The sequence below is a fragment of the Paracoccus sp. (in: a-proteobacteria) genome (assembly GCF_030604785.1).
Lineage (GTDB): Bacteria > Pseudomonadota > Alphaproteobacteria > Rhodobacterales > Rhodobacteraceae > Paracoccus.
This window is the reverse complement of sequence record NZ_JAUVVF010000005.1, coordinates 114,976-126,583: the sequence shown is the minus strand read 5'-3', so window position 1 is coordinate 126,583 and position 11,608 is coordinate 114,976. Positions and strand designations below refer to the sequence as shown.

Below are 11,608 nucleotides of genomic sequence, written 5' to 3'. Positions count from 1 at the left end.
GGCAGGCTGAAGGACTGGCGCCGCGTCGCGACCCGCTACGACAGATGTGCGAAAACCTTCCTCTCCGCCGTCGCCCTCGCCGCAACCGTCATCTTCTGGCTTTGACGATCAATGAGTCTGGAGCCTACCATCCGCCGCCTATTTCCGCAGGCTTCGCTCGCCCGGCCTCTGGCCTTGCGGCCGGCCACCAGCGCGTATTCGCGCAGCCACGGTGCCCAGACGGATGCCCGCCGATTCGGAGGTCCGGACCGGCGGGGCAGGGGCTTTTCGTCAGCCCTCGATCCGGGTGAAATCGGCGATCTGGCGGCCGGCCTCGCGGATGCGCGACAGAAGGTTCAGGCGGTTGCGCCGGACGATCTGGTTGTCGGTGTTCACCTGGACGGTCTCGAAGAAGGCGTCGATGGGCGCGCGCAGCCCGGCGATGGCGGTCATGGCGGCGGGGTAATCCTCGGCCTCCATCGCGGCGCGGATCGCGGGGTCGGCGTGGTCGAGTGCGGCGAAAAGCGCGCGTTCGGCCTCGGTCTCGGCAAATTTCGGGTCGGCGCCGAAGCTGTATTCGACGCCGTCCTTCCCTTCGGCCTGGGTCAGGATGTTGCCCGCCCGCTTGAGGCCCTGCGTCAGGTTCCGTCCGTCCTCGGTCGCCAGCATGTCGTTCAGCGCCGTGGCGCGCGCCACCACGCGCACGAGGTCGTCATTCCCGTCCTGCGCCAGCACCGCGTCAATGATGTCGTGACGGATGCCCTGGTCCCGCAGATAGACCTTGAGGCGGTCGTGGAGGAAGGAGAGGAGGTCAAAGGCCCTGTCTGCGGCCTTTTGGGTAAAGGCAATCATATCCTCGCCAAGAACTCCGTTGTGAAGGTCTTTGAACTCTTCAAGCACGTGATTTCTGTACTGGCTGTCTATATCCGTCAGAACAGCATCGACCGCCGCACGTTGAGCAGCCACGGGTGAAGTGAGCAACATACCAAGATGTCGCCCCACGCGCGTGATTAGGATGAAAATCATCCTAGATTTAATGCTGTTCTCCAGGACCAGCCGGATCACCCCCAAGGCCGCCCGCCGCAGTGCGAAGGGGTCCTTCGACCCAGTGGGCTTTTCGTCGATGGCCCAGAAGCCGGTCAGCGTGTCGATCTTGTCGGCCAGGGCCACGGCGACCGAGACAGGCGCGGTCGGCACCGCGTCGGAGGGGCCGAGGGGCGAGTAGTGGTCGCGGGCGGCGTCGGCCACGGCCTCGGGCTCTCCGGCCTCCAGCGCGTAGTAGCGGCCCATCGTGCCTTGCAGTTCGGGGAACTCGCCCACCATGGCCGAGCGCAGGTCCAGCTTGGCCAGACGCGCGGCGCGTTCGGCGTGGTCCGGGTCTGCGCCGACCAGCGGCGCGATCTCGCGCGCAAGCGCCGCGACGCGGGCCACGCGGTCGGCTTGCGAGCCGAGCTTGTTGTGGAATGTGACCGCAGCCAGACCCTCGGCCCAGGCGGTCATGCCCGATTTCGCCTCGCGCAGGTCGTTTTCCCAGAAGAAGGCAGCGTCCGACAGGCGGGCGGCCAGAACGCGCTGGTTGCCCGCAAGGATCGTCGCGCCGTCATCGGGCGTCTCGATATTGGCGATGGTGACAAAACCCTCGATCCGGCCGGTGGCGGGGTTCAGGGCGGAAAAGAACTTCTGGTGTTCCTTCATCGAGGTTTGCAGCACCTCGGGCGGCAGGGCCAGGAAGCGGTCCTCGATCACGCCCATCAGCGGGACGGGCCATTCGACGAGGCCCGCAACCTCGGCCAGCAGGCCCTCATCCGGCACGATCTGCCAGCCGCGCGCAAAGGCGAGGTTTTCGGCCTGAGACCGGATTTCGCTGGCGCGTTCGTCGGCATCCAGCATCACCTTGGCGCGGCGCAGCTTGCCGGCATAATCGTCAAAGCCCGTCACCGCGAAGCTATCGGGCGCCATGAAGCGATGTCCGCGCGTCGTGTTGCCCGAGACGATGCCGTCCACATCCAGCGGCACGACCGAGGCGCCCGCCTCGTCGGTCAGGATGCACAGGATAGAATGCAGCGGCCGCACCCAACGCAGGCTGCCCGAGCCCCACCGCATGGATTTGGGCCAGGGGAAGTTGCGGATCGCGCCGTCCAGAACCTCGGCCACGATCTCGGCGGCGGGGCGGCCGGGTTTCGTGATCGTGGCGAACCAGACCTGACCCTTCTTGTCGTCGCGCGCTTCGAGCTGGTCGCGCGTCAGGCCGGTCGAGCGCAGGAAGCCTTCCAGCGCGGCCTCGGGGGCGTCGGTGCGCGGACCCTTGCGCTCCTCGCGCGTGGTGGGGCTGGCGGGGCTGAGCCCCTCGACGGTCAGCGCAAGGCGGCGCGGCGTGCTGAAGGCGCCGGCGCTGGCATAGGTCAGACCGGCCTCGACCAGCCCGTCGGTGATCAGGCGCTTGAGGTCCTCGCGTGCGCGGGCCTGCATCCGGGCGGGGATCTCTTCCGAGAAAAGCTCGATCAGAAGGTCGGGCATCAGTCCATCACTCCGCGTTCCGGGTTCTTTTCGTTGTATTCGTGCCAGCCGAAGACGCGGCCGTCAGGATAGGTCACGAGGATGCGGTCCACATCCGTGCGCACCTCGGATTGGGCCAGCCATGCGGTGGCGGTGCCCGATTGCAGGTCGGCGCCGATCTGCGGGGCGTTGTAGCAGGAAAACCAGCGCGGCCCGTTCAGGGGCAGCGAGTTCGGGGCCGGGATCATCCCCTCGGGCAGCGTCTCGGCGCGGCCGCAGATGCGCCAGCGGATGGGCGAGCTGTCGGCATTGATGCCCTCGAACGCGGTCAGCGCCAGGGGGACGGGGCCGGTCTCGGTCTCGACCGTGATCTCGGCCTCGGGCGAGGCCGGGTCGATGCGGTCGAAGAAGGCGTATTCCTGGGTATACCAGACACCCGCGCCCGCAGCGATGCCGCCGCCCAGCAGGGTGACGATGGCGATCTTGCCCCAGTTCATGCGGGCGCCCCTGCCGCGTCGGTTGTCAGGAACAGATCGGCGCAGCCCTTGGCCAGCGCACGGACCCGCCCGATATAGGCCTGCCGTTCGGTCACGCTGATGACGCCGCGCGCGTCCAGCAGGTTGAACAGATGGCTGGCCTTGATCGCCTGGTCATAGGCCGGATGCGCCATCGGGATGCGGCGTCCGGCGCTGTCCTCGGCGGCAGCGGACAGGATGCGGGCGCATTCGGCCTCGGCATCCTTGAAGTGCTGGAACAGCATCTCGGTATCGGCCTGATCGAAGTTCCAGCGGCTGTATTCCTGTTCGGTCTGGCGGAAGATGTCGCCATAGGTCAGCGGGATCGGCGCGTCGGGATCGTTGAAGGGCATGTCCATGACATGTTCCACACCCAGCACATACATCGCCAGACGCTCCAGCCCATAGGTCAGCTCTCCGCTGACGGGGCGGCAATCATGCCCGCCGACCTGCTGGAAGTAGGTGAACTGGCTGACCTCCATCCCGTCGCACCAGACCTCCCAGCCCAGACCCCATGCGCCGAGGGTGGGGGATTCCCAGTCATCCTCGACGAAGCGGACGTCGTGGACCATCGGGTCGAGGCCGATGGCGCGCAGGCTGCCCAGATAGAGGTCCTGCAGGTCGGGGGGCGAGGGTTTGATGATGACCTGATACTGGTAGTAATGCTGCAACCGGTTCGGGTTCTCGCCGTAGCGGCCGTCCGTGGGGCGGCGCGAGGGTTGGACATAGGCCGCAGCCCAAGCCCGCTGGCCAAGGGCGCGCAGGGTGGTTGCCGGGTGGAAGGTGCCTGCGCCGACCTCCATGTCATAGGGTTGCAGGACGGCGCAACCCTGCTGCGCCCAGTAGCCTTGCAGGCGCAGGATGATCTCCTGAAAGCTGCGGGGACGGTTGGGGCTGGTCATGGGGGCGTCCTTTTGGGTAGATCGGGCCTGCCCGGGCCTTCTAGGCGTCGGGCGGGGCAGGGTCAATAAAGGCTGGCGGGCCAACGCGCCGCAGCCATGAAACAGATGGGGACAGCGGCATGCGGCGCTTGGGTGTGATCGTTCTGGCGGGAATGCTGCCGATGCAGGCCATGGCCGAAGGCGCGGTGATCCGGCTGGAGGCCAAGCGCAGCGAGGCCGCCGCCGCCGAGGCCGCGGCAGGCTGGGCGCAGCGCTTCGACAATGTGGTGACGCTGCCCCTGCCGGGGGGCTGGACCGGGATCGCGCTTGGTCCGCTGGACCGGGCCGAGGCCGAGGCTCTGCTGGCCGATCTGCGGGCCGAGCGTTCGGTGCCGGGGGACGCCTTCGTCAGCCAGCCGCCTGCCAGCACCACCCTGTCGCCGGTGGGCGCGGCGCCTGTCGCCGCCGCTGCGGAACCCGTCGCAGAGCCGGCCGCCGAGCCTGAACCTGTCGCCGAGCCCGAACCCGCGCCTGAACCCGAAGCCGTTGCCGAAGCCGAACCGGAACCCGAAGCCGCGCCCGAGCCGGCCCTGCCCGAGGGGCGTTTCCTGCGCCTCGAGGCGTTCGAGACCGAAACCGAGGCCCGCGAGGCCCTGGCCCGCTGGCAGGCCGAGTTCGGCGACGCCTGGCTCTGGGCCTTGCCCGACGGCTGGTTCGCGCTTGCGCTTGGCCCTCTGTCTCCCGAGGCAGCCGAAGCCTGGGCGCCGGTCCTGAAGACGGCCGAGATCATCCCCTCGGATGCCGTCGTGACCGGGGCGGACAGCCTTGGCGCGCCGCTGGTCGAGGGGGGCGCCCCGGACCTGCCCGCGCCCGGCGCGTCCGAACCGCTGCCGCCGCTGGAGGATGTCCAGCGCGCGCTGCGTTGGGCGGGTCATTACGAGGGCGCCATCGACGGCAAGGACGGCCCGATGACGCAGGCCGCGATCCGCGCCGAGATCGCGACCGCGCGCCGCGCGACCGATCCCGGCACCGCGATGCGGCTGCTGACCGAGGCGCGGGCCGAATGGCGCGACCGCATGGGGCTGACCGAATTGCGCGACGAGGCGACGGGCCTGTCGGTCACCGCGCCCCTGTCGGCGCTGGTCTTCGACCGGGCGGAACGCGCGCTGTCGATCTATGGCCCGGCCAACGATTCCGGCGCGGCGCTGATCCTGTTCAGCCAGAAGGGCGGGCAGCAGGAATTGCTGGACCTTGCGGGGCTTGTGACCGCGCTTGGCTGGGTGCCCAGCCCCGAACGCACGATCCGGCAGGGCCATGTCCATCTGCGCGGCGAGAACGAGGCCCATCGCGGCGAGGCCGAGGGCCGCGTGCGCGACGGCCGGGCCGAGGGCTGGGTGCTGATCTGGCCGGCCTCGGACCCCCAGACGCAGACCCGGATCGCGGCGGAACTGTCCGACAGCCTCGACCGCTTCGCCCCCGCCGCGGGCGAGGACGCGCCGGCGGCGCCCGTCACGCCCTGACGCTCAGCCGCGCCAGAAGCGCGGCATCAGCAGGACCAGGACCGAGACCAGTTCCAGTCGGCCCAGATACATGCCGATGATCATCAGGATCTTGGCAGGCTCGGGAAAGTTCGCGACGGACCCGTTGCGGGTGATCTCGGGGCCCCAGACGGGGCCGACATTGGCAATGGCCGTCCAGGCGGCGGTCAGCGCGGTGCGCGGATGCAGCCCGGTCAGCGACAGTCCGACGATCAGCAGGCCGAAGGTCAGCATGAACAGCGTGAAGAAGGCCATGACGGAATTGACGACGTCGCGGTCCAGCGGGCGGCCCTCGTAGCGCAGCGGATAGACGCGGTGGGGCGAATGCATCCGCCGGATCTGGGCGCGCACGGTCTGAAGCAGGATCAGGTAGCGGAACACCTTGACCGAACAACCCGTCGAACCCGTGCAGCCCCCGATCAGGCCCACGATGATCAGCAGCGCCAGCGGCAGATGCCCCCAGCCCAGCACATCGGTCGAGGCATAGCCGGTTCCGGAAAAGATTGTGATCGTGTTGAAGACGGTCTCGCGCAGCACCTCCTCGACCGGCACGCCCCGGTGGATGTAGGCGAGCCGATAGATGATGATGATCCCGCAGGCATAGGCGATCCAGCGCAGATAGGCGCGGATCTGGCTGTCGCGCCAGATCGGGTCCAGATCGCCGCGCATCGCCTGCACCATGCGCACGAAGGGGATCGAGGCCAGGATCATGAAAACCGAGGCCGCCCATTCCGGCCCGCCCAGATAGGCCCCGAAACTGGCATCGTAATTCGAGAAACCCCCGGTCGAGGTCGTGGTCAGCGCATGGACCACCGCATCGAACCCCGTCATGCCTAGCGCCAGATAGGTCAGCGCGCAGGCCCCCGTCAGGGCCAGATAAACGACGGTCATCTCTCCGGCGATGGTGCGGGCGCGGGGCAGCACCTTGCCGAGCGTGTCGAAGCCTTCGGAGCGGAAGAACTGCATGCCGCCCACGCGCATGACCGGCAGGAAGACCATCGCCACGACGACGATCCCCAGTCCCCCCATCCATTGCAGCAGCGCCCGCCACAGATGTGTGCCGCGCGGCAGCCCGTCCAGCGCCGGAAAGGCGGTGGTGCCGGTGGTGGTGACGCCCGACATCGCCTCGAAGAAGGCATCGGTGAAGGTGGCGCGCGGGGCGCCCAGCATGAAGGGCAGGGCGCCGAAGACCGGGATGACCAGCCACAGCCCCGATGTCAGCAGAAAGGCCTGCTGAAGTTTCAGCGAGGTATAGTGGCCGCGCGTGGCGACGGTGATCAGCCCGCCCATGACCATCGTGATCACGGCACATTCCAGAAAGACCTGCCAATGCGGATCGCCCTGCCACAGATCGACCAGCATGGGCGCCAGCATCGCCGCGCCCAGCACGACGACGATCTTTCCAATCGGGTGGGCTACAGGGCGCAGGTCGATCATGACGAACTGCTTGCCCCCGCCCGTCACGCGCGTCAAGCAGCGCCGTTATTGCATTCAGGTTTTGGAATTCGTATATCGAGCAGACAGGATGATGCCAGCCGCAGGAGAGCCCCATGACCATGACCGAAAGCCCCAAGGCATTGCCCGCCGTCGATCTTGGAGTGCGCCCGGATGTTTCGGCGCATTTCGACGCGCAGACGAACACGATCAGCTACATCGTCAAGGACCCGTCCTCGAATGCCTGCGCCATCATCGATTCGGTGATGGATATCGATTACGCCGCCGGGCGGATCACCTATGACCATGCCGATGCCCTGATCGCCGAGATCGAGGCGCGGGGCCTGTCGCTGGAATGGATCATCGAGACCCATGTCCATGCCGACCACCTCTCCGCGGCGCCCTACATCCAGCAGAAGCTGGGCGGCAAGATCGGGATCGGCGCGAATATCCTGATCGTTCAGGACGTGTTCGGAAAGATCTTCAACGAGGGCACCGAATTCCAGCGCGACGGCAGCCAGTTCGACCGCCTGTTCGAGGATGGAGACGAATACCATGTCGGCGCGATGCGCTGTTTCGCCTTTCACACGCCCGGCCACACGCCGGCCTGCATGACGCATGTGATGGGCGATGCGGCCTTTGTGGGCGACACGCTGTTCATGCCCGACGGCGGCTCGGCCCGCGCCGATTTTCCCGGCGGCGATGCGGGCGTGCTGTATGACAGCATCCAGCGCGTCCTGTCGCTGCCCGACGAGACGCGGCTGTTCATGTGCCACGATTACGGCCCGAACGGGCGCGACATCCAGTGGGAGACGACCGTGGCCGAGGAAAAGGCGCACAACATCCATGTCGGCGAGGGCAAGACGCGCGAGGATTTCATCGCCTTTCGCACCGAACGCGACGCGCAGCTTGACATGCCGCGCCTGATCATCCCGTCCTTGCAGGTGAACATGCGCGCGGGCGAGATCCCCAAGGATGCGGACGGGCGCCCGATGCTGAAAGTGCCGGTGAACGGCCTCTGACGCGAAAGTCTGCCCATGCGCCTCCGGCTGTCCCGCTACCTGCCGATCCTCGACTGGGGGCGGCGCTATGATCGTGCGGCCTTGCAGGGCGACCTGCTGGCGGCGGTGATCGTCACGATCATGCTGATCCCGCAATCGCTGGCCTATGCGATGCTGGCGGGGCTGCCGCCCGAGGCGGGGATCTATGCCTCGATCCTGCCGATCATGCTTTATGCGATCTTTGGCTCGTCGCGGGCGCTGGCGGTGGGGCCGGTCGCGGTGGTCTCGCTGATGACGGCGGCGGCGGTCGGGCAGGTCGCGGCGCAGGGCACGGCGGGCTATGCGGCGGCGGCGCTGACGCTGGCCGTGCTGTCGGGCGGCATCCTGATCCTGATGGGCCTCTTCCGGCTGGGCTTTCTGGCCAATTTCCTGTCGCATCCGGTGATTGCGGGCTTCATCACCGCGTCGGGCCTGCTGATCGCGCTGAGCCAGTTCCGCCATATTCTGGGCGTGCAGGCGGGCGGGGATACGCTGCCGCAGATGCTGGCCTCGCTGGCAGGGGCGGTGGGCGGGACGAACCCTATCACGCTGGCGCTTGGGGTGGCGACGACGGCGTTTCTGTTCTGGCAGCGCAAGGCGCTGGCGCCCTTGCTGCGCCGACTGGGGCTGTCGCAGAGGGCCGCGACGATGGTCGCGCGGGCGGGTCCGGTGCTGGCGGTGCTGGTCACGACGCTGCTGGTCTGGGGCCTTGGCCTTGACGAAAGCGGGGTCGCGATTGTGGGCACGGTGCCGCAGGGCCTGCCGCCGCTGACGCTGCCCGCCTTTTCCAGCGACCTGATCGGGGCGCTGCTGGTGCCGGCGCTGCTGATCTCGGTCATCGGTTTCGTCGAATCCGTCAGCGTGGGCCAGACCCTGGCCGCAAAACGCCGCGAACGCATCGACCCGGATCAGGAGCTGATCGGCCTCGGCGCGGCCAATATCGGGGCGGGCTTCACCGGCGGGATGCCGGTCACGGGCGGCTTTGCGCGGTCGGTCGTGAATGCCGATGCCGGCGCCGAGACGCCCGCGGCAGGCGCCTTCACCGCCATCGGGCTGGCCGTCGCGGCCTTTGCGCTGACGCCGCTGATCCACTACCTGCCCACGGCCACGCTGGCCGCGACGATCATCGTCGCGGTCCTGTCGCTGGTCGATCTGAAGATCCTTCGCCACGCCTGGGATTACAGCCGCGCCGATTTCGCAGCCGTCGCCGTGACCATCGCGCTGACCCTGCTGATGGGCGTGGAAACCGGCGTCAGCGCGGGGGTGATCCTGTCGGTGCTGCTGCATCTGTGGAACACCTCGCGTCCCCATATCGCCGAGGTGGGCCTGGTCCCCGGCACCCAGCATTTCCGCAACATCCTGCGCCACGACGTGCTGACCGATCCCTGCCTGCTGACCATCCGCATCGACGAGAGCCTCTATTTCGCCAATGCCCGCATGCTGGAGGATCGCGTGCTGGACCGCGTCGCAGCCGAGCCGCGCATCCGCCATGTCGTGCTGATGTTCTCGGCGGTGAACAGCGTGGACCTGTCGGCGGTCGAAAGCCTTCAGGCGCTGAACCAGCGGCTGTCGGGCATGGGCGTCACGCTGCACCTGTCCGAGGTCAAGGGCCCGGTCATGGACCGTCTGTGCCGCTGCCATCTGCTGCACGAACTGACGGGCCGGGTCTTCCTGTCGCAATGGGATGCCATCGCCGCTCTGACGCCCGCGCTGTGCGGCCAGGACGCGGCGCGGCCGGCCGCGCTTGGCGCCGCAGGCGATCATCGCGGGTCCGCCACCCCTTGAACGCGTCCCCCGCGCGGGTTACGTTTTCAGCAACTTGTCATCGGAGGGCGTGATCATGACGCCCAGGCGTCCTGCGGGTGCGGACGCGTTCCCGAGAAATACGGTCGAGCCGTCAGGCACCCGACACCCCGAGGATGGGGGGCTATACGCGGCCCTCGACCTTGGGACCAATTCGTGCCGGATGCTGATTGCCCGACCGTCGGGCAGTCAGTTTCAGGTCGTGGACAGCTTTTCCAAGCCTGTCCAGCTGGGGCAGGGGCTTGAAGCCTCGGGCCGGCTCTCGCGCAGTTCCATGGCGCGGACCGTGCATGCGTTGCAGGTCTGCAAGCGAAAGCTGGAACAGCACAAGGTCCGCAAGATGCGGATGGTCGCGACCGAGGCCTGCCGCCGCGCCCGCAACAGCCGCGACTTCATGCGCACCATCCGCCGCGAGACCGGCCTGCCCGTCGAGATCATCGGCGCCGAGGAAGAGGCACGGCTGGCCGTCATCTCCTGCGCGCCGCTGGTCAGCCACAAGACCGAGACGCTGATGGTCGTCGATATCGGCGGCGGCTCGACCGAGCTTGTCTGGATCGACCTCGAGGATGTCGAGCCCAAGGAACGGCCCCGCGCCATCATGCGCCTGTCGGACGGCTTCGGAAATCCGCAGCCCGGCGGCGCGCGGGTGGTGGACTGGATCAGCGTGCCCTTGGGCGTGGCGACGCTGCGTGACCAGTTCGCCGATGTCGAGGATGATCAGGGCCGTTTCGCGCTGATGTCGTGGTTCTTCGAAGAGGCGCTGGCCAATTTCACCCCTTATGCCGACGGCTCGCCCGACGAGGGGTTCCAGATCATCGGCACCTCCGGGACGGTGACGACCGTGGCGGCCAGCTTTCTGGGCCTGCGCCGCTATGACCGGACCAAGGTTGACGGGCTAGAGATGACCAGCGAACAGATCGACCGGGTGATCCATTCCTATCTTCAGCTTGGCCCCGACGGGCGCCGCGCCGATCCGCGCATCGGGCGCGAGCGTCACGCCCTGATCATGTCGGGCGCCGCGATCCTGCAGACCCTGATGCGCGTCTGGCCCACGACACGGCTGTCGGTGGCCGACCGGGGCCTGCGCGAGGGGTTGCTTTATGCCCAGATGGTGCGCGATGGGGTGCTGAAGCCCGAAGGACTGAACGGAGTGGCATGATGACAAAGCAACCAGGCAGCCGCGCGGGCAAGTCCAGCGGCCGCGGCGCGCGCGATCTGAAGGTGCGGGTCAAGACCGCCAAGGGGCGCAAGCTGTCCTCGAAGCTCTGGCTGGAACGGCAGCTGAACGACCCCTATGTGGCCCGCGCCCGGCGCGAGGGCTTTCGGGGCCGTGCCGCCTACAAGATCATCGAGCTTGACGACAAGTATCGCTTTCTGGTGCCGGGGGCGCGGGTCGTCGATCTGGGCTGCGCGCCGGGCGGCTGGTGTCAGGTGGCCGTCGCCCGCGTCAACGCGCTTGGCGAGCGGGCCGACAAGAAGCAGGGCCGCGTTCTGGGGCTGGACCTGCAAGAGGTGGACCCGATCGCCGGGGCCGAGATCCATCAGCTGGACTTCCTGTCGGACGGAGCCGACGATCAGGTCAAGGCATGGCTGGGCGGGCCCGCGGATGTGGTGATGTCGGACATGGCCGCCGCCTCGTCCGGCCACAAGGGCACCGACCACCTGCGCATCGTCGCGCTGGTCGAGGCGGCCGCGCAACTGGCTTTTGACGTGCTGGAGCCGGGCGGCACCTTCGTCGCCAAGGTGCTGGCAGGCGGCGCCGAGGCCGAGATGCAGGCCATGCTCAAGCGCAATTTCGAGAAGGTCGTTAACGTGAAGCCGCCCGCAAGCCGCAGCGACAGTTCCGAGAAGTTCGTCGTCGCCACAGGCTTTCGCGGTCGGGCTGGCGTGCCGTCCGAGGCTTGAAGCGTCCACGGATCGCG

Annotated in this window: 9 protein-coding genes and 1 pseudogene; 6 read left to right on the top strand and 4 right to left on the bottom strand. The window is 67.8% G+C overall.

Annotated features, from left to right (window positions below):
* Positions 1 to 105, top strand: a pseudogene (locus QAR72_RS03420) (IS5/IS1182 family transposase); the annotation flags it as partial.
* A 165-nt stretch (positions 106 to 270) separates the two neighbouring features.
* Here the strand turns inward: QAR72_RS03420 and glyS are convergent.
* The 3 genes from glyS to QAR72_RS03405 are packed head-to-tail and all read right to left on the bottom strand — an operon-like array spanning position 271 to position 3,892.
* The gene (glyS, locus tag QAR72_RS03415) at positions 271 to 2,496 is read right to left on the bottom strand and encodes a glycine--tRNA ligase subunit beta (protein WP_304615956.1); all 2,226 of its coding nucleotides are present in this window, start codon (positions 2,494 to 2,496) and stop codon (positions 271 to 273) included.
* A complete protein-coding gene (locus tag QAR72_RS03410; RefSeq protein WP_304615955.1) occupies positions 2,496 to 2,972 on the bottom strand; it encodes a DUF6446 family protein in 477 nt (158 codons plus the stop codon). The genes glyS and QAR72_RS03410 overlap by 1 nt, the downstream gene beginning before the upstream one ends.
* Complete coding sequence (locus tag QAR72_RS03405) at positions 2,969 to 3,892, bottom strand: glycine--tRNA ligase subunit alpha (RefSeq protein WP_304615954.1); 924 nt, start codon at positions 3,890 to 3,892, stop codon at positions 2,969 to 2,971. Before QAR72_RS03405 ends, QAR72_RS03410 begins: the two co-directional genes overlap by 4 nt.
* Positions 3,893 to 4,011: 119 nt before the next feature.
* On the opposite strand from QAR72_RS03405, the gene QAR72_RS03400 reads away from it, so the two are divergent.
* Positions 4,012 to 5,391 carry a peptidoglycan-binding domain-containing protein gene (locus QAR72_RS03400; protein WP_304615953.1) on the top strand — a complete coding sequence of 460 codons (1,380 nt, stop codon included), beginning with the start codon at positions 4,012 to 4,014 and terminating at the stop codon, positions 5,389 to 5,391.
* A gap of 3 nt (positions 5,392 to 5,394) precedes the next feature.
* On the opposite strand, the gene QAR72_RS03395 is transcribed toward QAR72_RS03400, so the two are convergent.
* Complete coding sequence (locus QAR72_RS03395) at positions 5,395 to 6,846, bottom strand: TrkH family potassium uptake protein (protein WP_304615963.1); 1,452 nt, start codon at positions 6,844 to 6,846, stop codon at positions 5,395 to 5,397.
* Between the two features lie 113 nt (positions 6,847 to 6,959).
* Between QAR72_RS03395 and QAR72_RS03390 the strand changes: the two genes are divergently transcribed.
* Genes QAR72_RS03390 through QAR72_RS03375 form a run of 4 tightly spaced genes read left to right on the top strand, consistent with a single transcriptional unit; the run spans position 6,960 to position 11,591 of the window.
* The gene (locus QAR72_RS03390; protein WP_442953541.1) at positions 6,960 to 7,865 is read left to right on the top strand and encodes an MBL fold metallo-hydrolase; all 906 of its coding nucleotides are present in this window, start codon (positions 6,960 to 6,962) and stop codon (positions 7,863 to 7,865) included.
* A 15-nt stretch (positions 7,866 to 7,880) separates the two neighbouring features.
* Positions 7,881 to 9,668, top strand: a complete 1,788-nt coding sequence (locus QAR72_RS03385; protein WP_304615952.1) for a SulP family inorganic anion transporter — start codon at positions 7,881 to 7,883, stop codon at positions 9,666 to 9,668.
* A gap of 55 nt (positions 9,669 to 9,723) precedes the next feature.
* A complete protein-coding gene (locus QAR72_RS03380) occupies positions 9,724 to 10,845 on the top strand; it encodes a Ppx/GppA phosphatase family protein (RefSeq protein WP_304615951.1) in 1,122 nt (373 codons plus the stop codon).
* The gene (locus QAR72_RS03375; RefSeq protein WP_304615950.1) at positions 10,845 to 11,591 is read left to right on the top strand and encodes an RlmE family RNA methyltransferase; all 747 of its coding nucleotides are present in this window, start codon (positions 10,845 to 10,847) and stop codon (positions 11,589 to 11,591) included. Before QAR72_RS03380 ends, QAR72_RS03375 begins: the two co-directional genes overlap by 1 nt.
* Positions 11,592 to 11,608 lie beyond the last annotated feature (17 nt).